This window comes from Sphingomonas abietis (genome assembly GCF_027625475.1).
Lineage (GTDB): Bacteria > Pseudomonadota > Alphaproteobacteria > Sphingomonadales > Sphingomonadaceae > Solisphingomonas > Solisphingomonas abietis.
The window spans coordinates 492,054-513,678 of record NZ_CP115174.1 but is presented as its reverse complement, the minus strand read 5'-3'; the positions used below and the strand labels follow the sequence as shown (position 1 = coordinate 513,678).

Genomic DNA, 21,625 nt, shown 5'->3' with positions numbered 1-21,625 from the left:
GGCCACGAGGAGAGCGAAAGCGGCGGCGGAATGGCGCATCAGGATCGGCTCCGAAGCTGGCAATATCCGGCCCTTATGGCCCGGTCTGGGCTTTATGCCGACCACGCTTGCCGATCACCGTCAACCGGATTATATAGCTCACGCCTTCTCGACATTGGAAACTCTGCCGAGGCTGGTCCCACCGGGGCCGGCTGGAAGGCGCTCGAACGTTCCATAGCCTTTTGGCCAGCCGGGATTTGCATGACCGATATCGCCACCATCGCCGCCCTGATCGAACCCGAAGCCAAGGCTCTGGGGCTCGACCTCGTGCGGGTGAAGATGTTCGGCGGCAAATCCGATCCGACGTTGCAGATCATGGCCGAGCGACCGGATACCCGCCAGCTCGACCTGTCCGACTGCGAGGCGCTCAGCCGCCGCGTCTCCGAAGTGCTGGATGCCGCCGATCCGATCGAGGAGGCCTATCGGCTCGAAGTGTCCTCGCCCGGCATCGACCGGCCGCTGACCCGCGAGGCCGATTTCACCGACTGGACGGGCTTCGACGCCCGCATCCGGCTGGTCGAGCCGATCGACGCGCGCAAGCAGCTCGACGGCCGCATCGTCGGCATCACCGACGGCACCATCACCATGGAGCTTGCCAAGGGTGGCGCGTTCCATCTCCCCTTCACCGCCATCGCGTCCGCCAAGCTGCTCTTGACCGACGCGCTCATCAAGGCCACCGCACCGCTCTCTGCCGAGGGTGCGGACCGTATCATCGAAAAGGAAGCCTGATCGTGGCCACCGCCATTTCCGCCAACAGGGCCGAACTTCTCGCCATCGCCGATTCGGTGGCCAAGGAGAAGCTCATCGATCGCGAGATCGTGATCGAGGCGATGGAGGACGCGATCCAGCGCGCCGCCAAGACCCGCTACGGCGCCGAGAACGACATTCGCGCCAAGATCGATCCGCGCACCGGCGATCTGCGCCTGTGGCGCGTGGTCGAGGTGGTCGACGCCGTCGATAACTATTTCACCCAGATGTCCGTCCCGGATGCCGAGAAGCTCCAGAAGGGCGCGGCGATCGGCGACTATATCGTCGATCCGCTGCCCCCGATCGAGTTCGGCCGCATCCAGGCGCAGGCCAGCAAGCAGATCATCTTCCAGAAGGTCCGCGATGCCGAGCGCGAGCGCCAATATGGTGAGTTCAAGGATCGCGTCGGCGAGATCATCACCGGCGTCGTCAAGCGCGTCGAGTTCGGCCATGTCGTCGTCGATCTCGGCCGCGCCGAGGGCGTCATCCGCCGCGACGCGCAGATCCCGCGCGAAGTCGTCCGCGTCGGCGATCGCATCCGTTCGCTGATCCTCAAGGTCGCCCGCGAAGTGCGCGGCCCCCAGATCTTCCTGAGCCGCGCGCATCCCGACTTCATGAAGAAGCTGTTCGCGCAGGAAGTGCCGGAAATCTACGACGGCGTGATCACGATCATGGCCGCCGCCCGCGATCCGGGCTCGCGCGCCAAGATCGGCGTGATCAGCCGCGACTCGAGCATCGATCCGGTCGGCGCCTGCGTCGGCATGAAGGGCAGCCGCGTGCAGGCCGTCGTGCAGGAGATGCAGGGCGAGAAGATCGACATCATCCCCTGGTCGCCGGACGTCGCCACCTTCGTGGTCAACGCGCTCCAGCCGGCCAATGTCGCCCGCGTCGTGATCGACGAGGATGACGAGCGCATCGAGGTGGTCGTCCCCGACGATCAGCTCAGCCTCGCCATCGGCCGCCGCGGCCAGAATGTCCGCCTCGCCAGCCAGCTGACCGGCAAGGCGATCGACATCCTGACCGAGGCCGACGCCTCCGAGAAGCGCCAGAAGGAATTCGTCGAGCGCTCCGGCATGTTCGAGGGCGAGCTGGACGTCGACGAGACGCTGGCCCAGCTGCTCGTCGCCGAGGGCTTCAGCAGCCTCGAAGAGGTCGCCTATGTCGACATCGCCGAGATCAGCGCGATCGAAGGCTTTGACGAGGATCTCGCCGCCGAACTCCAGAATCGCGCGCAGGAAGCGCTCGATCGCAAGGAATCGGCGAACCGCGAGGCCCGCATCGGCTATGGCGTCGAGGATGCGCTGCTCGAGCTGCCCTACATGACCGAGGCGATGCTGGTCACGCTCGGCAAGGCCGGGGTCAAGACGCTCGACGATATCGGCGATCTCGCCACCGACGAGCTGGTCCAGAAGAAGCGCGCCGAGCCGCGCCGCCGCGCCGAGAACGCGCCGGTCAAGCCGCAGCGCGCCGAGGACAAGGCCGGCATCCTCGCCGAATATGGCCTCACCGAAGCCCAGGGCAACGAGATCATCATGGCCGCGCGCCATGCCGCCGGCTGGTTCGCCGATAGCGAAGCCGCACCGGCGGATGCCGCGCCGGACGCGGTGAACGAGGAGAGCGAGGCCTGATGCCGTTCGTTTCGATCCGGATCGCAGGCTCCGCCACGAAGGAGCAGAAAGCGGGCATCGTCGCCGATGTGACGGGCTCGCTGGTCGCGCGGCTGGGCAAGAGCCCGGCCGCCGTCCAGATCGTGATCGAGGAAATCGATACCGAGAATTACGGGGCCGGCGGCATCCTGATCGCCGACCGCGCTCCCCCCGCGTCGCCAGACGCCCAGCCGCAGGAGGTCGCTTCTGCGGATGGAAAACGATGAGCATCTAGTCGATCCGACAGATCGTGGAGCCGACGCAGGCAAGGCCCCCGGCCGGGGCCAGCCTCCGCATGTGCCCGAACGCAAATGCATCCTCACCGGCGCGCATGAGCCGCGTGACGCGCTGATCCGGCTCGCCATCGGGCCGGAAGGCCAGGTGCTGCCCGACGTGCGCGCCAAGGCGCCCGGCCGCGGCGCCTGGATCGGCGTCGATCGCCCGGCGCTGGAGGCGGCGCAGGCGAAGGGCAAGCTCAAGGGCGCGCTCGCGCGTGCCTTCAAGGGCAAGCCGCTCTCGATTCCCGACGATCTCGGCCTGCTGATCGAGACCGCGCTGGAGCGCAGCTTCCTCGATCGGCTCGGGCTGGAGTCGCGCGCCGGTATGCTCGTGCTCGGATCGGATCGGATCGAGGAGGCGGCGCGCAAGGGCCGCGTCCAGATGCTGATGCACGCCGCCGATGCCGGCACCGACGGATCGCGCAAGCTCGATCAGGCGCTGCGAGTCGGGTCGGATGCCGAGGGTTCGGGCCTCCGGGGTCTGGACTTGCCGCTTCCCCGCACCATATTGGCGATGGCGCTCGGGCGCGAAAATGTGGTACATGTCGCCCTGACAGACCGGGCTGCCGCCCACCGTGTCGGCCACGCGCTCACCCGATGGCGTGCGTTCGTGGGGCATGGATTTATCGGACGGATAGGTGAGGCCGAGCCTCGCGATATATCGCGGGGCGCTTCGGCCCCTGCTGGTTTGGAAAACGTCCGCGGCCCGGCCGCTGGCGACGATGTTTGAGGATTTGGGTAGTCGATGAGCGATTCTGAAAAGCCGAAGCTGGGTATGCGCGCGCCGCTGGGGCTGAAGCGCACGGTCGAGACGGGCAAGGTGAAGCAGAGCTTCTCCCATGGCCGCTCGAATACCGTGATCGTGGAAACCAAGCGTTCCCGCGTGCTGCGCCGGCCGGGCGACCCCGAGCCCCAGGTCGAGACCGCCCCCGCGGCGGCGGCGCCCGTCGCCGAGCCCGAGGTGCAGAAGGCGGCCGCCCCGGCCCCCGCGGCACCGACCCCTGCCGCTGCGGCCCCCGCGCCGGTGGCGACGCCCGCCCCCGCTCCCACCCCTGCGCCCGCGCCCGCGCCGGTTCGTGCAGCGGCCCCTGCGCCGCGCCCGCAGCCGATCGTGCCGCAGCGCCCGCTGACGCCGATGGAGCGCCGCGAGCAGCAGGAGCGCCTGCTCCGCGAGGCCGAAGAGGCCCGGATGACGGCGAACGAAGAGAATCGTCGCCGCGAGGAGCGCCTCAAGCTCGAAGCCAGCGAAGAAGAAAAGCGCCGCGCCGAAGAGAATAAGCGCGACGAGGAAGAAGCCCGCAAGCAGGCGGAAGAAGACGCCAAGCGTCCGCCCGCACCGGCCCAGGCTCCCGCCGCCGCGCCGCAGGCCGCTGCTGCTCCCGAGGCCGAGGCCCCGGCCGAGACGGCGGCGGCCACGACGGAAACCGATGCCCGTGGCGCCGTCGTGCCGCCGCCGCGCCGGTTCACGCCGGTGATCGCGCCCAAGCGGCCCGAGCCGCCGGCGCGCCCGGCCCGCCCCGGCCGCCTTGGCGCCGACGATCGCCGCCAGTCCGGCAAGCTCACCGTCACCAAGGCGCTGGACGATGAGGGCGGCGCCCGCGCCCGCTCGCTCGCCGCGCTCAAGCGTGCGCGCGAAAAGGACAAGCGTCACCACCAGTCGGGTGGCCCGCAGGCCAAGCAAGTCCGCGATGTCGTGGTGCCCGAGGCGATCACCGTCGCCGAACTGGCCAACCGCATGGCCGAGCGCGGCGCCGATCTGGTCAAGGCGCTGTTCAAGATGGGCATGCCCGTCACGCTGACCCAGACGATCGACCAGGACACCGCCGAGCTGCTCGTCACCGAGTTCGGCCACAATCTGAAGCGCGTCAGCGACAGCGACGTCGATATCGTCGCGACCGACGACACCGATGTCGACGAGAATGCGGTCGCGCGTCCGCCGGTCGTTACCATCATGGGCCATGTCGATCACGGCAAGACCTCGCTGCTCGATGCCCTGCGCGGCACCGGCGTGGCGGCGGGCGAAGCCGGCGGCATCACCCAGCATATCGGCGCCTATCAGGTGCAGGTGAAATCCGGCGAGAAGATCACCTTCCTCGATACGCCGGGCCATGAAGCGTTCAGCGAGATGCGTGCGCGCGGCGCCAACGTCACCGATATCGTGGTGATCGTGGTCGCCGCCGACGACGGCATCCGCCCGCAGACGATCGAGGCGATCAACCACACCAAGGCGGCCGGCGTGCCGATGATCGTGGCGATCAACAAGGTCGACAAGCCGGGCGGCAATCCGCAGAAGGTCCGCGAGGCGCTGCTGCAATATGACGTGCAGGTCGAGCAGATGGGCGGCGACGTCCAGGACGTCGAGGTTTCGGCGCTGGCCAAGACCGGCCTGGACGAGCTGATCGAGAAGATCCTGCTCCAGGCCGAATTCCTGGAGCTGAAGGCCAATCCCGATCGCGAGGCCGAGGCCACCGTGGTCGAGGCCAAGCTCGACAAGGGCCGCGGCCCGGTCGCGACCGTGCTGGTCCGCAAGGGCACGCTGCGGGTCGGCGACATCTTCGTCGTCGGCGCCGAGAGCGGCAAGGTCCGTGCGCTGATCGACGACAAGGGCAAGACCATCAAGGAAGCCGGTCCGTCGCAGCCGGTCGAGGTGCTCGGCCTGTCCGGCGTTCCCGGTGCCGGCGATCCGCTGTCGGTGGTCGAGAACGAGGCCCGCGCCCGAGAGGTCGCGGCCTATCGTGCCGGCGTCATCCTCAACAAGCGCACGACGACCGCCCCCGCCAACCTCGAGACGATGTTCTCGGCGCTGCGCGAGAAGCAGGCCCAGCAGTTCCCGGTGGTGGTCAAGGCCGACACCCAGGGTTCGGTGGAAGCCATTGTCGGTTCGCTCAACAAGATCTCGACCGATCTCATCCAGGTGCGCATCCTGCACTCGGGTGTCGGCGGCATCACCGAGAGCGACGTGACGCTGGCGGCCGCCAGCCGCGCGCCGATCATCGGCTTCAACGTCCGCGCCAATGCCAAGGCCCGCGAGTTCGCCACCCGCGATCAGGTCGCGTTGAAATATTACGACGTGATCTATGATCTGCTCGACGAGATCCGCGCCGCGATGGCCGGCCAGCTCGGGCCGGAAGCGATCGAACATGTCGTCGGCCGCGCCGAAATCCGCGAGGTCTTCTCGGCGGGCAAGCATGGCAAGGCTGCCGGTCTGCTGGTGGTCGAAGGCTTCATCCGCAAGGCGCTCAAGGCGCGCATCACCCGCGAGGACGTCATCGTCTACAACGGTGCGATCGCCTCGCTGCGTCGCTTCAAGGACGACGTCCCCGAGGTCCGCGCCGGCCTCGAGTGCGGCGTGACCTTCGAGAGCCACACCGACATCAAGCCGGGTGACTTCCTCGAAACCTTCGAAGTCGAGATGCGCGAACGGACTCTCTGATTGGACGGGGGACGAAGAGGGCAAGCCACGCTGGAGCAGCGGCCTGCGAGGTTGCTTGCTGGAATCGCTCAGCGGCTGCGTGGTTCAACTCTTCGTCCCGTGTTTCCTGGTCGCGGCAGGTGCCGCTCTGCTGTTGAAGATTTTTGATGCGCCATAACGAAACATCCTCCGAGGGCCGCTCCGTCCGTCTGCTGCGCGTGGGCGAGCAGGTGCGCCACATCCTGTCCGAAATCCTCGCGCGCGGGGACGTGCATGACGATGTGCTGACGACACACACCGTCTCGGTCACCGAAGTCCGCATGTCGCCCGATCTCAAGCACGCCACCGCCTTCATCAAGTCGCTGCTCGGGCAGGACGAGGAGGCGGTGATCAAGGCGCTGCGCACCAACACCGCCTATCTCCAGCGCGAGGTCGCCAAGCGGGTGCAGCTGAAGTTCGCGGCCCGGCTGAAGTTCCTCGCCGACGAGAGCTTCGATGAGGGCAGCCACATCGACAAGCTGCTCCGCAACCCCAAGGTGGCGCAGGATCTGGTCGATGATCCGGCGCCGGAATCGCCCGCTGCGACGCCCAGCGAAGAATAATATCCGGGTATATTGACCCGCATTTCACCCGGATATAATCATTCCCTCGAAGGGGAATGACGATGAAGACCTATACCGCCTTCGCCGGCGACGCCTGGCTCGCCACCGGATCGCGCGACGAGATCGCCGCCACGCTGCGCGCCATGCCCGATATGCCGGCCTCCGCCCTGCTGCTGTTCGATGACGAGGATGGCCGCCAGATCGATCTCGACCTGCGCGAGCCGCCAGCGCCGGAGACACCGCCTCCGGCCGCGCGACGGGGCCGCCCCTCGCTGGGCGTGGTCGCCCGCGAGGTGACCTTGCTGCCCCGTCATTGGGACTGGCTCGGCGAGCAGCCCGGCGGCGCCTCGGCGGCGCTGCGGCGGCTGGTCGATGCCGCGCGCAAGGCGGAGGGCGATGGCCATGGCCGCCGCAACGCCGCCTATCGCTTCCTCACCGCGATCGCGGGCGACCGCCCCCATTATGAGGAGGCGATCCGCAGCCTCTTTGCGGACGATCGGGCGGGCTTCGAGGGCCATGCCGCGCGCTGGCCGATAGCGATCCGCGATCATGCCATCGGCCTCGCCTGGGGCGAAACGCTCCGTTAAGCGCCCTGCCCTATCCTGCGCTGCGCAGGGCGAGGAACACACATGCGCGGCGCGGTGATGATATTGGGATCTGCGGCGATGTTCGGGCTCGCCGTCGGCAGCGGCCTGTCCTCCAGGCGCCCACCCGCTCCACCGCCGGCCACGGTCGCCGACGACTGGCAGAGCCCCCATGCCAGCAGCGGCACGGTCGTCATCCCGCGCGGCTGGCAGGGGCATTTCTTCACCGACGGCGATGTCGCCGGCAAATCGCTCAACTTCCTGGTCGATACCGGCGCCACCACGGTCGCGCTCAGCAAGGCGCAGGCGCGCTCCGTCGGCGTCGATACCGACCAGCTGACCTATGATCGCCAGATGCAGACCGCCTCCGGCACGGTTACCGCCGCCGCCGTTACGCTGCCGCGCCTGCGGATCGGCGACATCCAGCTGCTCAACGTGCAGGCCACGGTGCTCGACACGCCCAACGACATCGCCCTGCTCGGCGAAAGCTTCCTCGGGCGGATCGATCAGGTCTCGATATCCGGTGACCGGATGACGCTCACCAAGCTCTGATCCTTGCACCGCCGCCGCCCGCGTGGGAGAGGCGGATCGCGATGGCCAAGCTCTATTTCTATTATGCCTCGATGAATGCGGGCAAATCGACGCAATTGCTGCAATCGGCGTTCAACTATGCCGAGCGCGGGATGCGGACCCTGCTGTTCACCGCCGCCGTCCATGATCGCGCCGGCCACGGCCGGATCGACTCGCGGATCGGGCTGGAGGCCGAGGCCATACCCTTCGACGCCACCACCGACCTCCACGGGACGGCGGTGCTGGCGACGAACGACGGCGCGCTCGGCTGCGTGCTGGTCGACGAGGCGCAGTTCCTGACCCGCCCCCAGGTGCTCCAGCTCGCCCGGATCTGCGACGAGCTGGACGTGCCGGTGCTCTGCTATGGCCTGCGCACCGATTTCCGCGCCGAATTGTTCGAGGGCGCGGCGGCGCTGCTCGCGCTGGCGGACGTGTTGCAGGAGATCAAGTCGATCTGCACCTGCGGCCGCAAGGCGACGATGAACCTGCGGATCGACCAACAGGGCAATGCCGTCACCCACGGCGCGCAGACCGAGATTGGCGGCAATGACCGCTATGTCGCGCTGTGCCGCCGCCATTTCATGGATCGCGTTCGCGCCTGAGGGCCTGCCCGGCTCCGGCCAGGCGACAGTTGCCACGCGCTACCGCCGTCCCTATATCGGCGGTGCCGTCCTTCGGGCCGGCTATGGTGATAAATGATTTCGCGTGAGGCGCAGCGGACCCGGGGGCGGTACCCGGCGGCTCCACCACAAGCTCTCGTTGGCCTTTGGGCGGCGGGGGCCTTCTGATGGGGCCGAACTAGGATCGACGTGTGTACGAGTGCGATGTTTTTGCCCGGCCTGATTGAGCCGTAAAACCGATCAAAACCACAAGTGCTAACGATAACGAGGCACTCGCGATTGCTGCGTAATCAAGGCCTCACGGCTTAGATTACAAGGCTTGAACGCGGTTCGGGCCGAACCGGGCAACAGAATCGGACACCGGCGGTACGGGGGGCACCGAGCAACAGAAGCTCCCCAATCCTTCCCCGATCCGCGCGAAATCGCGCGATGCCGGAACTTCGTGGCCCTCCGTCGCGCTATGCCTTCCTACCGGGAGGACCATCATGCGCCGTATCTTTGCCCTGAGCTTGCTCGCCCTGCCCCTGCTCGCCGGATGCGGGCAGAAGACCGAAGGCGACGCCGTGCGGCAGGCCTATGACAACAAGGCCGACCAGATCGACCGGCAGGCCGCCAACCAGTCCACCCCCACCGCCCGCGAAATCTACAAGGACCAGGCCGATTCCTTCCGCGAGGAGGGCAAGGACCGCGAAAAGGGGCTGGAAGGCCGGACGCCGAGCAGGGGCCATGACGGCGGCCCGACGGCGGGTGGCGCCGCGCCGGCCAGCGGGCAATAGGACTCCGGAGCTTCGCTGGGAGGAAGCTTTACATTGCTCTGCCCGGCGAGACGAAGGACTCGCCGACACCCTCACTGAACCCCGACCCACGAAAAAGGGCTCCCGTCGCCGGGAGCCCTTCTCGTTGTTCGGCTGATCGAAGGATCAGTCGTCGTCGCGGGTCAGGAAGGCCGGCGCGAACTCGGGCGCGGGGCCGTCGCTGTTGCCACCCTCGGAACGCTCACGGCGCGGGCCACGATCGCCACGGCCTTCGCCGCCCCGACCTTCACCGCCCCGACCTTCACCACGGCCGCCGCCATCGCGACGCGGGCCACGCTCGCCGTCACGGCGCGGGCCACGGCCCTCGCCACGGCCACCATCGCCACGCGGGCCGCGATCCGGACGATCGCCCCCCTCACGCGGCTCGCGCGGCGGGCGGGTATCTTCCAGCTCGGCGCCGGTCTCCTGGTCGACGACGCGCATCGACAGGCGCACCTTGCCGCGCGGATCGATCTCGAGAACCTTGACCTTCACTTCCTGGCCTTCGGTCACGACGTCCTTCGGCGAGGCGACGCGCTCATTCTTCATCTCGGAGACGTGGACGAGACCGTCCTTGCCGCCCATGAAGTTCACGAAGGCGCCGAAATCGACGATGTTGACGACCTTGCCATTGTAGATCTTGCCGACCTCGGCCTCTTCCACGATGCCCTTGATCCAGTTCATCGCGGCTTCGATCTGCGCGGTGTCGGACGACGAGATCTTAACCGTGCCGTCGTCGTCGATGTCGACCTTGGCGCCGGTGGTGGCGACGATCTCGCGGATCACCTTGCCGCCGGTGCCGATCACGTCACGGATCTTGTCCTTGGGCACCGACATCGTCTCGATGCGGGGCGCGTGCGCGCTCAGCTCGGTACGGGTGCTGTCGAGCGCCTTGGCCATCTCGACCAGGATGTGGGCGCGGCCTTCCTTGGCCTGCTCCAGCGCGACCTTCATGATCTCCTGCGTGATGCCGGCGATCTTGATGTCCATCTGCATCGTGGTGATGCCCTCGGACGTGCCGGCGACCTTGAAGTCCATGTCGCCGAGATGATCCTCGTCACCCAGGATGTCGGACAGGACCGCAAAGTCCTTGCCTTCCAGGATCAGGCCCATCGCGATGCCCGAGACCGGGCGCTTGATCGGCACGCCGGCATCCATCAGCGCCAGCGAACCGCCGCAGACGGTCGCCATCGACGAGGAGCCGTTGCTCTCGGTGATGTCGGAGGTGAGGCGGATCGTGTAGGGGAACTCCTCCTTGGTCGGCAGCACGCCGTGCAGCGCGCGCCACGCCAGCTTGCCATGGCCGATCTCACGACGGCCCGGCGCGCCGAAGCGACCGACTTCACCCACCGAATAGGGGGGGAAGTTGTAGTGGAGCATGAAGTTCTCATAGCGCAGGCCGGTCAGGCCATCGATCATCTGCTCGGATTCCTTGGTGCCCAAGGTGCAGGTGGAGATCGACTGGGTCTCGCCGCGCGTGAACAGGGCGGAGCCGTGCGCGCGGGGCAGGAAGTGCGCCTCGGCGACGATCGGGCGGACGGTGCGGGTGTCGCGACCGTCGATGCGGCGGCCGTCCTTGAGGATCGCGGTGCGGACGATGTCCGCCTCCAGCTTCTTGACGAGCTTGGCGGCGACGAGCTGCTCCTGCGGGGTGCGCTCGGCCATCGCGGTCTTGGCCTTGGCGCGCGCCTCGTTGAGCGCGTTCGAGCGGGCCGACTTGTCGGTCAGCTTGTAGGCCTTCTCGATGTCCTTGCCGACGAGCTTCTTGAGCTCGGTCTTGACCTTGGCGTTGTCGGCGCTGCTCGGCAGTTCCCACGGATCCTTGGCGGCCTTCTCGGCGAGCGCGATGATCGCCTTGATCACGTCGCGGCAGGCATTGTGCGCGAACTCGACGGCGCCGAGCATGACCTCTTCCGAAAGCTCCTTGGCTTCGGATTCGACCATCATCACGGCGTCGTAGGTGGCGGCGACGACCAGATCGAGCTCGCCCTCGGCGACTTCGGCGTCGGTCGGGTTGAGCTGATACTCGCCATCCTTGTAGCCGACGCGCGCGGCGCCGATCGGGCCCATGAAGGGCACGCCCGAAATCGTCATCGCGGCGGACGCGGCGACCATCGCGAGGATGTCCGGCTCGGCATCGCCGTCATAGGAGAGCACCTGGCAGATGCAGTTGATCTCGTTGTAGAAGCCTTCCGGGAAGAGCGGGCGGATCGGGCGATCGATCAGGCGGGAGACGAGCGTTTCCTTCTCGGTCGCGCCGCGCTCGCGCTTGAAGAAGCCGCCGGGGATGCGGCCGCTCGAGAAATACTTCTCCTGATAGTGGACGGTGAGCGGGAAGAAGTCCTGCCCTTCCTTCACGGTCTTGGCGGCGGTGACGGCGGCGAGCACGACGGTCTCGCCCAGCGTCGCGAGCACGGCGCCATTGGCCTGGCGGGCGACGCGGCCGGTCTCCAGGGTCAGCGTCTTGCCGCCCCACTGGATTTCCACCTTCTTGGTATCGAACATATGGTTTCCTTCTCCGGCGACCCGATGTCGGCCGGGACAGCTTCGCGGGCTAGCCGGCCCGCGGCGGTTTGGACCCGTTGATCGGCTCCCGAGGGCTGCGACCGGATTGCCGGGCCCTCCATGCGAAACGGCCCGCCAGAGGCGGGCCGTCCGAAATTCTTACTTACGCAGGCCGAGCTTGCCGATCAGATCGGCATAGCGCTGGACATCCTTCTTCTTCAGATAGTCCAGCAGGCTGCGGCGCTTGTTGACCAGCATCAGCAGGCCACGGCGCGAATGATTGTCCTTCGCGTGGGTCTTGAAATGCTCGGTCAGGTTGCGGATGCGCTCGGTCAGGATCGCGACCTGCACCTCGGGCGAACCGGTATCGCCCGACGCGCGGGCATTGTCTTCGATCAGCGCCGTCTTGCGCTCTGCAGTCACCGACATCGGTTTACTCCTGTCTTTAGAGGTTGAAACCGCGCACCACCTTCACCCCCACCCCGTCGCTCTCGACGAGAGCGACCGGAACAGATCCTTCGGTCGCGAAATAGAGGCCCGGTGTTGCAGCGATCCCGATCACCTGACGCCCCTGGCGGAGCGCCCCTGCCTGATCGGGGGCGAGGACAAGAGCCGGGATGTCGTCCAGCCCTGCCCTCAATGGCAAGAGTATCTGTTCAAGGGTGCGGGCCTTAGCGTGTTCGGCCAAGGAGTCCAGTGAAATCGCGGGCGCGAGCGTGAACGGCCCGGCCTTGGTCCGCCGCAGCATGGTGACATGGCCGACCGTGCCCAGCGCCAGCGCGATGTCCCGCGCCAGGCTGCGGATATAGGTGCCCTTGGAGACGGTGGCGACGAGGGTGGCCTGCTCCTCGTCCGCGCTCTCGATGGTGAGTGCATGGATCGTCACGTTCCGGCTCGCCAGCACCACCGCCTCGCCCGCGCGCGCCAGATCATAAGCGCGCTGGCCATCGACCTTGAGCGCCGAATAGGCCGGTGGCACCTGCGCGATCGGCCCGGTGAAGCGCGGCAGCACCGCCTCCAGCATCGCCCGTGTCGGCCGCACGTCGGAGGTCGCGATCACCGCGCCTTCGAGATCGAGTGTGTCGGTCTGCGCACCGAACCGCACGGTGAAGGCATAGGCCTTGTCGGCGTCGAGCATCCGGCCGGAGAGCTTGGTCGCCTCGCCCAGCGCGATCGGCAATACACCTGTGGCGAGCGGATCGAGCGTGCCGCCATGGCCCACCTTCACCTTGGCGTAGCCGCCCTCGCGCAGCGCCCGCTTGGCGGCCGAGACCATGTCGGTGGAACCCGGCCCCAGCGGCTTGTCGATGATCAGCCAGCCATGGAGGGCCGGCCCGTTCCTGTCCTGCCTGATCGGCCTGTCCTGCGTCATGGTCGAGCGCGCTAGGGGGCGGAGCCTCGCCCGGCAAGCCTCACTTGCGGCCATGCTCCCGGTGGCGCCCCAGGTGGAGCGTCTTGTAGCCGGGCGGAACCGGTGATCGCGTCACCGACGAAAGCAGGCAGCGCCAGCCCTCGACCATGATCGTGCTCGATCGATCGAGTTGCCCGTTCGGCCCGGTGTCGATGCTGAAGCCGCGCGCCGATGCCAGCCGCGGGCAATCCGGCGAGACGTGCAGATAATACCATTGTCCGTCGGTCGCGGAGAGCAGGTAGATGCCCCGCTCGCCGTCGATCCGGTAATCGCTGGTGCCATCCTCCCCGAAGAAGGGGATGGTGACCTCCGGGCCGGTCGGCGCCTCGGCGGCGCGCGGCACCGCCAGCGTCGGCGTGGCTATCACAGCCAAGCAAAGGGCGAGGGATCGGCGCATATCGACCTTCCGAAAACCGATCCCCCCGTGGTTGTGCGGTTCAGGACCGCGTCTTGAGCGAATCCCGGATCTCGCGGAGCAGGACGACCTCGGCCGAATCCGGCGCGGGGGTGGCCGGTGCCTCGGCCTCCTTCTTGGCGGTCAGCGCCATCGCCTTGCCCACGGCGCGCACGACGAGGAAGATGATGAAGGCGACGATCAGGAAATTGACCACCTGGGTGACGAAGGCGCCATAGCCCCACAGCGCGACGCCGGCCTTCTTGAGCGCGGCATAATCGGTCGGCGATCCGGTGTAGCTCGCCGGGATCGGCCCGAGCAGCAGGAAGTAGCTCGAGAAATCGAGACCGCCGAGCACCTTGCCGATCAGCGGCATGATGATGTCCTCGGTCAGCGAGGTCACGATCTTGCCGAACGCGCCGCCGATGATCACCGCGACCGCCAGATCGAGGACATTGCCCCGCATCACGAAAGTCTTGAATTCCTTCAGCATGGTTCGCTCTTCCCGTCTCTTCATCTTCCAATCGAGGTTAACGATTTGAAGCCCGGGTTCAAGGCCGCTCATTGCCCCGGCTCGCCCGTCGCTGTATTGCCCACATCAAACGCTTGGGAGTGTTCGCACATGAAGTTCCGCAGCCGCCTGGCTCTCGCCACCCCGTTCGCCGCTCTCGCATTGGCGGGATGCGGGGTGAACGCGATCCCCACCGCCGAGGAGAACACCAAGGCCAAATGGGCCGACGTGCAGAACCAGTATCAGCGCCGCGCCGATCTGATCCCCAACCTCGTCGCGACCGTGAAGGGCTATGCCACCCACGAGCAGTCGACGCTGGTCGGCGTCACCGAGGCGCGCGCCAAGGCGACGCAGATGACCGTCTCGGCCGACGATCTCACCGATCCGGCCAAGGTGAAGGCGTTCCAGGACGCGCAGAATTCACTGTCCGGCGCGCTCGGCAAGCTGCTGTCGGTGCAGGAGGCCTATCCGCAGCTGCAGGCGGACCAGAATTTCCTCGCGCTGCAATCGCAGCTGGAGGGCACCGAGAACCGCATCGCGGTCGCGCGGTCCGACTACAATGCGGCGGTGCAGGCGTATAACACCCAGATCCGCACCTTCCCGGACAACATCACCGCGAAGATCGTCTACGGCGCCAAGCCGATCACCCCCTTCACCGCCACCGCGCCCAATGCCGAGAACGCCCCGACCGTGAAGTTCTGAGGCGGCGGTGACCGCCTCCTTCCCCGTGCCGCCGCCTTCCCGCGTCACGCCGGTGCGAGCCGGCCTGACGCGGTGGGGCGCCCTGCTGCTGCTCGCCCTGCTGGCGCTCGTCGGCACGCCGGCGCAGGCGCTGACCTTTCCGGCGCTCACCGGGCTGGTGGTCGATCAGGCGAATATCCTGCCTCCCGATCGCAAGGCGGCGCTGGAGAAGAAGCTGGAAGCCTTCCAGCAGAAGACCCATCGCCAACTCGTCGTCGCGACCGTCAACAGCCTCGAAGATGACGAGATACAGGATTATGGGGTCAAACTGCTGCGCGCCTGGGGCGTAGGCCTCAAGGACGCCAACAACGGCACGATCCTTCTTATTGCGCCCAACGAGCGCAAGATCGGGATCGAAACAGGCTACGGCGTCGAAGGCGTGCTGACCGATGCCTATTCCAGCGTCATCATCAATTCGAAAATTCGCCCCGCCTTCAAATCCGGCGACCTGCCGGGCGGCATAGATTCTGGCGCCGATGCGATCATCGAGCTTCTTGCCCTCCCTGACGATCAGGCGCGGGCCAAGGAAGATGCGGCTGTCGCCGCTTGGGACAAAGCCCATAAGAACAGCCATGATGGCGCCCCGATCGCGCTGATTTTTTGGGCGATCGTGATCGGTTTCATCATCCTGAGCAGCCTCTTCCGTCGCGGTCGCCAAGGGACGCAATATGACGGCTCGCATTGGCCGATCGCGCTCTGGGCGCTCGACGCAGTTCTCAACAGCCGCAGTTCAGGCGGAAGCGGTTGGGGTGGAGGAAGCGATTCAGACGGCGGTGGCGGTGGCGGTGGCTGGGGCGGCGGCGGCTTTACCGGCGGCGGCGGCGGCTCTGGTGGAGGCGGTGGCGCCTCGGGGAGCTGGTAGCATGTTCAACGACACCGATCGCATCCGGGTGGGCGAAGCCGTCACCCGCGCCGAGGCCCACAGCGATGGCGAGATCGTCACCGTCGTCGCCGCCGAATCGGATCGCTACGACGATGTCGTCGTCCATGGCGCGGTGCTGGCGCTGTTCCTCGCTATCGCCGTGGTCGCGGCGGCGCCGGCCTTCTTCGTCCTGATCCTCGACCGGACGATCGGCGGCTGGGTGGCGTGGACGCCGGGCGAGCTGCTCGCGATCCTGCTGTGCGGCCTCGCGGTGACGTTCCTCGCCGCGCGCTGGCTGTTCGGCGTGCCGCCGATCCGGATGGCGTTGACGCCGGCCGCCACCAAGGGCCGTCGCGTCCGCCGCCGTGCGCTGCTGCTGTTCCGGCTCGCCACCGAGAACCGCACCCGCGCCAAGACCGGCGTGCTGCTCTATCTCAGCCTCGCCGAGCATCGCGCCGAGATCGTCGCCGATGCCGCGATCGCCTCTAAGGTGAAGCCCGAGATGTGGGGCGCCGCGATGGCCGCGCTGATCGATGCGGTGAAGGACGGCCGCCCCGGCGACGGGATGGTGGAATCCGTCACGATGATCGGGCAGATACTCGCCGAGCACTTCCCCCGCTCGCCCGACGACACCAACGAACTCCCGGACCGCCTGATCCTGCTATGACCCATGACGCGACGACCGATCCCGCCCTCACCGACCCTGCTCTCACCGACCCTGCCCTCGCCGACCCCGCTTTGATCGATCCGGACGCGGCGCTGCCCGAGGAAGTCCACTGGCAGGGCGATTACATCGCCGCCAAGCAGCGCGGGAAATGGGAATATGTCGGCCGCGCACGGGGCATAGGCGCCGCCGTGATCGTCGCGGTGGATGACGGCCATGTCCTGCTCGTCGAGCAGTTTCGCATGCCGCTGCTGCGACTCTGCCTGGAGCTTCCGGCGGGCCTGGTCGGCGATGTCGAGGAGGGCGAGGATGTGCTGGCCTCGGCGGCCCGCGAACTGGAAGAGGAGACGGGCTACCGGCCCGGTCGCGTCGAGCTGATCGGCGATTTCGCCTCGTCGCCCGGCATGGTCTCGGAAACCTTCTCGCTGGTGCGCGCACTGGATCTCACCCAGGTCGGCGCAGGCGGCGGCGTGCCGGGCGAGAATATCACCGTCCGCCGCGTGCCGCTGGCCGAGATCGCCGATTTCGTGGCGGCGCGCCGCGCGGCCGGCCTGATGATCGACGCGAAGATCCTGCTGCTGCTCGGCGCCGGCATCCTCGCCGGCTGACCGGCACCGGCGGGAGTTTACTCGCCGGCCGGCACGATCGGGCCGACCGCGAAATTGTCGGCATAGGCCTGCAGCTTCAGCGACCGGTCATGGCCCGGCACGACATGCGCCGGAATGCCATATTGGGCCGCATAGGCGGTGGCCGCCTCCAGCGACGGAAAGGTGAGATGCACCTGCTGGGGCATGTCGCCCGAACCGGCCCAGCCGGTCAGCGGATCGGGCTTCTTCGCTTCCGCCGGCTCGAACTCGAGCGTCCAGGTGCCGACCTTGGCGCGGCCGGACTGCATGGAATTCTTGATCCGCTGGAAGATGCGCGCAGCCATCGGGAAAGTCCTTCGGAAAATTCGTCGGATCGCGATGCCGCAGCGCGCAACGCCGCGTCAAGAGCGTAAGGACGCCTTCTTGGTGCGGAGCGTCGGATCGGCGGCGGCGGGGTCGTCCGGCCAGGGGTGGCGGGGATAGCGGCCGCGCATCTCCTTGGCGACCGCCGACCAGCTGCCCGCCCAGAAGCCGGGCAGATCCCGCGTCGTCTGGATCGCGCGACCAGCCGGCGAGGTCAGCGACAGGATCAGCGGCACCCGCCCGTCCGCCACCATCGGATGGGTCGCCAGGCCGAACAGCGCCTGCGGGCGGAGTTCCGCGGTCGGACCCCCATCGGCGGCATAGTCGATCGGATGCGAGCTGCCCGCCGGCGTCGCCAACCGATCGGGCGCGAGGCGATCGACCGTCCGCCCGCCCTCCCAGCCGAGCAGGGCCTGGAGCGCACCGGCCAGATCGCCGGGCGGGATCGCGTCCAGCCGGCGGCGCCCCGCGATCAGCGGGGGCAACCAGTCATCGAGCGATCCGGCGAGCGCGTCATCGGAAAGATCGGGCAGCGATTGGTCGAAGCGCCGCGCGAAGGCGGCACGCTGGCGCAATCGGGCCGCGCCTTCCGGCCATGGCAGCAGGCCGACACCGGCGGCGCGCACGCCGTCCAGCAGGGCCGCGGCGAGCGCGGCGGCATCCGGCCGGTCGTCCGGCCCGCCGCCGAGCCGGAGCGCGCCCAGCCGACCCTCGCGGGTGGCCTGGACGCCGCCGGTCGCCGGATCGAAGCGAACCGTGCGGACCTCCTCGATACGATCGCCATAGAGGCGCTCGATCGCCGGCCGGTCGATCGCGGCCGCGGACAGGATGCGGGCGCCGGCGGCGATACCCTGGGTCTCGGCGACCGCCAGCCACTCCTCGCGCGCCAGCGGGGACAGCGGATCGAGCTTGTAGCCCCGCCCGCCGGCGCTCGCCCAGGTCTCGCCCGAGGACTCGCGGCGGCGCGCGATGCGATCGGGATACGCCAGCGCCACGCACAGCCCGGCGTCCGCCGGATCGCCGCCGCCCGCCGCGACGCCGACCGATTGTGCCCAGCGCCGGGCAAGCCCGCGCGCGGCCTCGGCCCGGCGGCCCCGCTCGCCCCGCCAGCGCTGGAGGCGCTGGGCGAGGTCGGCCGAGTCGCCGCCCAGGCCGCGCTCGGACAGCAACGCCGCCACCTCCGCCGCCAGCCCGCCCAGCCCGAGCGGCGCGGCCGCCACCAGCATGTGGGCGAGGCGCGGCGGCAAGGGCAGCGCGGCGATCGCCCGGCCATGCGCGGTCGGGCGACCATCCCCGTCGATCGCGCCGAGCGAGGCCAGGCGGGTGCGCGCTTCGGCCACGGCGGCCGGCGGCGGCGGATCCAGCCAGCGCAGTTCGGCCGGATCGGCGACGCCCCAGATCGCGCAATCGAGCAGCAGCGCCGAGAGATCGGCCTCCCATATCTCGGGTGGATCATAAGGCGGCAGCCCGGCCGTCGCCGCCGCTTCCCACAGGCGATAGACCACGCCCGGTGCCTGGCGCCCGGCCCGGCCGGCGCGCTGGGTGGCGGCCGCCTGGCTGACCCGCTCGGTCGACAGCCGGGTGACGCCGGCGGCGCGATCGTAACGCGCGCGCCGGGCCAGCCCCGAATCGATCACGATCCGCACGCCGTCGAGCGTCAGGCTGGTTTCCGCGATCGCGGTGGCGAGGACGATCTTGCGCTGGCCGGGCGGCGAGGCGGCGATCGCGGCGCGCTGCTCGGCGGGATCGAGGCTGCCGTGGAGGCGATGGAGGATCACGCCCGGCGGCAGACGATCGAGGCGCTCGGCCGTCCGCTCGATCTCGGCGACGCCGGGCAGGAAGGCGAGGATGCCGCCCTGCGCCTCGTCCGCCAGCGCGAGTCGGCAGGCCGCCGCCATGGCATCCTCGATCCGCTGGGCGCTATCCCGGCCGAGATAGCGATGCGCGATCGGGAAGCTGCGACCGGCGCTTTCCACCAGCGGCGTGCCCTCCCCCAGCAGCTGCGAGAAACGCGCGCCGTCGAGGGTCGCGGACATCGCCACCAGCCGGAGATCGGGCCGCAACCCGGCCTGGGCATCGAGCGCCAGCGCCAGCCCGAAATCGCTGTCGAGGCTGCGCTCATGCACCTCGTCGAACAGCACCGCCGACACCCCGGCGAGTTCGGGATCGGCCTGGATGCGGTTGCGGAAGATGCCCTCGGTCAGCACCGTCACGCGGGTGGCGGCCGAGCGCTTGCTGTCGAGCCGGGTGGCATAGCCGAAGGTCTTGCCGACCGGCTCCCCGCCCAGCTGCGCCATCCGTTCGGCGGCCGCGCGCGCCGCCAGGCGACGGGGCGACAGCAGCAGGATCTCGCCGCTGCACCATGCTTCCCGAAGCAACGCAGGGGCGACCGCCGTGGTCTTGCCGGCGCCCGGCGGCGCGACCAGCACCGCCGACGATCCCGCCCGCAGCGCGGCCAGAAGATCGGGCATAACGGCATGGATCGGCAGATCGGTCACGCCGCGCGGCTTAGGACGGACGGCGATGCCCTGTCCACGGCTTCACGCTGGCGGGATGCCGGCCATTTCGGTCAGAGGCTCGCCAGGCTGCACAGCTCGGCCGAGGTGATCCCGTAGGTTTCGCAGATATGATCGCGCAGCGCGCGCTTCGCGTCCGCCATATCCTGATAGGCGGCCTCCTCGGCCGCTTCCGCGCCGGGATCGACCACGAAGGCGCTCGGCACCAGTTCGCCCCAGCTGATCTTGTGCCGGATCGCGGCATCGCGGACCTGTTGAACCAGTGATCTTCCGTCATGAATAAGACTTTCTCCTGCGAGGAGAACGCCTTGCTGCCGATCCGATTCTATCCGCGCGGTTCAGTAGGCGCGCGAGAAGGCGAATTCGGCGGCTTCGATCAGCGCCGATTTGGCCTCGCCGTCCGGGAAACGCCCGAGCGCCGCGATCGCCAATTCGCCATAATGGCGCGCCCGTGCGAAGGTGTCGGCGACCGCACCGCACTGCTCCAGCAGGCGATTGGCGTGGGCGAGATCCTCGTCCGAGACGCGGCGCCCTTCGATCGCATCCTTCCAGAAGCGGCGCTGGCTCTCGTCACCGCGCGCATAAGCGAGGATGACCGGCAGGGTCACCTTACCGTCGCGGAAATCGTCGCCGGTATCCTTGCCCATGGTGGTGCCGTCCGAGGCATAGTCGATCGCGTCGTCGACCAGCTGGAAGGCAATGCCAAGGTTGCGACCATAGCTGTCGAGCGCCTCCTCGTCGGCCTCGTCGCGCTCGGCGATGACGGCGGCGATGCGGCAGGCGGCGGCGAACAGCGCGGCGGTCTTGGCGTCGATGATCTGCAGGTAGCGATCCTCGTCGGTCTCGATCCGACGCTGGGCGGTGAGCTGGGCGACCTCGCCCTCGGCGATGATCGCGCTGGCGCTCGACAGGATGCGGAGCACGCCCAGCGATCCGTCTTCCACCATCAGCTCGAACGAGCGGCTGAACAGGAAGTCGCCGACCAGCACGCTGGCCGGATTGCCCCAGATCAGATTGGCGGTGCGCTTGCCGCGCCGCATCCCCGAGCCATCGACGACATCGTCGTGCAGCAGCGTCGAGGTGTGGATGAATTCGACGATCGCGGCCAGCTTGTGATGGCGCGTGCCGCCATAGCCGAGCAGCCTGGCGCAGGCGAGCGTCAGCATCGGCCGCATCCGCTTGCCCCCGCCGGCGATCAGATGCCCGGCGAGCTCGGGAATCAGCGGCACTTCGCTCTGCATCCGCGCGAGGATGACGCTGTTGACCTGATTCATGTCGGCCGTGATCAGCGACACGAGCGGATCGAGCGACGGCACGGAGGCACCCGACGCCGGCGCCGGGTGAAGAGGATGGACGTTCGCAGTCATGGCGCGGGTTCTCTGGCGCTTGGCGCGGCTAAAGGCAAGCTGGGGTTGCAACTGGCGGCCCGGGTCGCGAAGAGAGCGCCGTCATCAGTGGGTGGAAAGATCATCATGGCAGACGAGACGCTGCAGCGCTTTCGCGAAAGCATCGACAATATTGACGCCGCGCTGGTGTTCATGCTGGCCGAGCGATTCAAGGTTACGCAGGCCGTCGGCCGCTACAAGGCCGAAGCCAAGCTGCCGCCGGCCGATCCGGGCCGCGAGGACGAACAGATTAGCCGCCTGCGTGGACTGGCTGAAGCCGCCCATCTCGACCCGGATTTCTCGGAAAAGTTTCTCCGTTTCATCATCGACGAGGTGATCCGCCACCATGAGCGGGTCCGCGAGGACAGTTGAGGCCGGGGCCAGGCAAGGCTGC

24 protein-coding genes and 1 other RNA gene are annotated in these 21,625 nt (G+C 68.2%); 16 read left to right on the top strand and 9 right to left on the bottom strand.

The features are described from left to right. Positions 1-240: 240 nt before the first annotated feature. The 11 genes from rimP to PBT88_RS02495 all read left to right on the top strand — a co-directional run bounded on the left by rimP (position 241) and on the right by PBT88_RS02495 (position 9,274). The gene (gene rimP, locus PBT88_RS02545) at positions 241-768 is read left to right on the top strand and encodes a ribosome maturation protein RimP (RefSeq protein WP_270077673.1); all 528 of its coding nucleotides are present in this window, start codon (positions 241-243) and stop codon (positions 766-768) included. A 2-nt stretch (positions 769-770) separates the two neighbouring features. Beyond that, positions 771-2,414: a transcription termination factor NusA gene (gene nusA / locus PBT88_RS02540; protein ID WP_270077672.1), complete on the top strand. Its 1,644-nt coding sequence runs from the start codon at positions 771-773 to the stop codon at positions 2,412-2,414. Further along, entirely contained in the window at positions 2,414-2,659 is a 246-nt protein-coding gene (locus PBT88_RS02535) for a tautomerase family protein (RefSeq protein ID WP_270077671.1), read from the top strand. Before nusA ends, PBT88_RS02535 begins: the two co-directional genes overlap by 1 nt. Continuing rightward, positions 2,646-3,440, top strand: coding sequence for a DUF448 domain-containing protein (locus PBT88_RS02530; RefSeq protein ID WP_407696506.1), 795 nt, complete (start codon positions 2,646-2,648; stop codon positions 3,438-3,440). The genes PBT88_RS02535 and PBT88_RS02530 overlap by 14 nt, the downstream gene beginning before the upstream one ends. Positions 3,441-3,455: 15 nt before the next feature. After that, positions 3,456-6,143, top strand: a complete 2,688-nt coding sequence (gene infB / locus PBT88_RS02525; RefSeq protein WP_270077669.1) for a translation initiation factor IF-2 — start codon at positions 3,456-3,458, stop codon at positions 6,141-6,143. Positions 6,144-6,289: 146 nt separating this feature from the next. Further along, positions 6,290-6,724 (top strand): 30S ribosome-binding factor RbfA, encoded by a 435-nt coding sequence (rbfA, locus tag PBT88_RS02520; protein ID WP_270077668.1) that lies wholly within the window; start codon positions 6,290-6,292, stop codon positions 6,722-6,724. 62 nt (positions 6,725-6,786) lie between these two features. Next, a complete protein-coding gene (locus PBT88_RS02515; protein WP_270077667.1) occupies positions 6,787-7,311 on the top strand; it encodes a DUF2239 family protein in 525 nt (174 codons plus the stop codon). A gap of 42 nt (positions 7,312-7,353) precedes the next feature. Beyond that, positions 7,354-7,860 carry a retropepsin-like aspartic protease family protein gene (locus PBT88_RS02510; RefSeq protein ID WP_270077666.1) on the top strand — a complete coding sequence of 169 codons (507 nt, stop codon included), beginning with the start codon at positions 7,354-7,356 and terminating at the stop codon, positions 7,858-7,860. A gap of 41 nt (positions 7,861-7,901) precedes the next feature. Next, positions 7,902-8,480, top strand: coding sequence for a thymidine kinase (locus tag PBT88_RS02505; RefSeq protein ID WP_270077665.1), 579 nt, complete (start codon positions 7,902-7,904; stop codon positions 8,478-8,480). Between the two features lie 25 nt (positions 8,481-8,505). After that, positions 8,506-8,860: a transfer-messenger RNA gene (gene ssrA / locus PBT88_RS02500) on the top strand. Between the two features lie 123 nt (positions 8,861-8,983). After that, a complete protein-coding gene (locus tag PBT88_RS02495; protein WP_270077664.1) occupies positions 8,984-9,274 on the top strand; it encodes a hypothetical protein in 291 nt (96 codons plus the stop codon). 144 nt (positions 9,275-9,418) lie between these two features. Here PBT88_RS02495 and pnp read toward each other — a convergent pair whose 3' ends face one another. The 5 genes from pnp to mscL form a co-directional block, all read right to left on the bottom strand. Beyond that, on the bottom strand, positions 9,419-11,797 hold the full coding sequence (gene pnp / locus PBT88_RS02490; RefSeq protein ID WP_270077663.1) for a polyribonucleotide nucleotidyltransferase: 2,379 nt from the start codon (positions 11,795-11,797) through the stop codon (positions 9,419-9,421). A 159-nt stretch (positions 11,798-11,956) separates the two neighbouring features. Then, positions 11,957-12,226, bottom strand: a complete 270-nt coding sequence (rpsO, locus tag PBT88_RS02485; protein WP_270077662.1) for a 30S ribosomal protein S15 — start codon at positions 12,224-12,226, stop codon at positions 11,957-11,959. A gap of 16 nt (positions 12,227-12,242) precedes the next feature. Beyond that, on the bottom strand, positions 12,243-13,169 hold the full coding sequence (gene truB / locus PBT88_RS02480; protein WP_270077661.1) for a tRNA pseudouridine(55) synthase TruB: 927 nt from the start codon (positions 13,167-13,169) through the stop codon (positions 12,243-12,245). A 40-nt stretch (positions 13,170-13,209) separates the two neighbouring features. Then, entirely contained in the window at positions 13,210-13,581 is a 372-nt protein-coding gene (locus PBT88_RS02475) for a hypothetical protein (RefSeq protein WP_270077660.1), read from the bottom strand. Positions 13,582-13,645: 64 nt separating this feature from the next. Further along, positions 13,646-14,095 (bottom strand): large conductance mechanosensitive channel protein MscL, encoded by a 450-nt coding sequence (gene mscL, locus PBT88_RS02470; RefSeq protein ID WP_270077659.1) that lies wholly within the window; start codon positions 14,093-14,095, stop codon positions 13,646-13,648. Between the two features lie 129 nt (positions 14,096-14,224). Between mscL and PBT88_RS02465 the strand changes: the two genes are divergently transcribed. The 4 genes from PBT88_RS02465 (at position 14,225) to PBT88_RS02450 (ending at position 16,988) form a co-directional block, all read left to right on the top strand. Continuing rightward, positions 14,225-14,815 carry a LemA family protein gene (locus PBT88_RS02465; protein WP_270077658.1) on the top strand — a complete coding sequence of 197 codons (591 nt, stop codon included), beginning with the start codon at positions 14,225-14,227 and terminating at the stop codon, positions 14,813-14,815. 7 nt (positions 14,816-14,822) lie between these two features. Further along, a complete protein-coding gene (locus tag PBT88_RS02460; protein WP_270077657.1) occupies positions 14,823-15,716 on the top strand; it encodes a TPM domain-containing protein in 894 nt (297 codons plus the stop codon). A 1-nt stretch (position 15,717) separates the two neighbouring features. Continuing rightward, positions 15,718-16,383 carry a TPM domain-containing protein gene (locus PBT88_RS02455; protein WP_270077656.1) on the top strand — a complete coding sequence of 222 codons (666 nt, stop codon included), beginning with the start codon at positions 15,718-15,720 and terminating at the stop codon, positions 16,381-16,383. A 71-nt stretch (positions 16,384-16,454) separates the two neighbouring features. Next, positions 16,455-16,988, top strand: a complete 534-nt coding sequence (locus PBT88_RS02450) for an NUDIX hydrolase (protein ID WP_270079152.1) — start codon at positions 16,455-16,457, stop codon at positions 16,986-16,988. A gap of 17 nt (positions 16,989-17,005) precedes the next feature. On the opposite strand, the gene PBT88_RS02445 is transcribed toward PBT88_RS02450, so the two are convergent. From PBT88_RS02445 to PBT88_RS02430, 4 genes are all read right to left on the bottom strand, one after another. Next, positions 17,006-17,311, bottom strand: coding sequence for an ETC complex I subunit (locus PBT88_RS02445; protein WP_270077655.1), 306 nt, complete (start codon positions 17,309-17,311; stop codon positions 17,006-17,008). 57 nt (positions 17,312-17,368) lie between these two features. Further along, positions 17,369-19,801, bottom strand: coding sequence for an ATP-dependent helicase HrpB (gene hrpB / locus PBT88_RS02440; RefSeq protein WP_270077654.1), 2,433 nt, complete (start codon positions 19,799-19,801; stop codon positions 17,369-17,371). Positions 19,802-19,899: 98 nt separating this feature from the next. Continuing rightward, positions 19,900-20,052, bottom strand: coding sequence for a hypothetical protein (locus tag PBT88_RS02435; protein ID WP_270077653.1), 153 nt, complete (start codon positions 20,050-20,052; stop codon positions 19,900-19,902). A 132-nt stretch (positions 20,053-20,184) separates the two neighbouring features. Continuing rightward, on the bottom strand, positions 20,185-21,213 hold the full coding sequence (locus PBT88_RS02430; RefSeq protein WP_270077652.1) for a polyprenyl synthetase family protein: 1,029 nt from the start codon (positions 21,211-21,213) through the stop codon (positions 20,185-20,187). 105 nt (positions 21,214-21,318) lie between these two features. Here PBT88_RS02430 and PBT88_RS02425 point away from each other — a divergent pair, with 105 nt between their 5' ends. Further along, positions 21,319-21,603, top strand: a complete 285-nt coding sequence (locus PBT88_RS02425; RefSeq protein WP_270079151.1) for a chorismate mutase — start codon at positions 21,319-21,321, stop codon at positions 21,601-21,603. Positions 21,604-21,625: the final 22 nt, after the last annotated feature.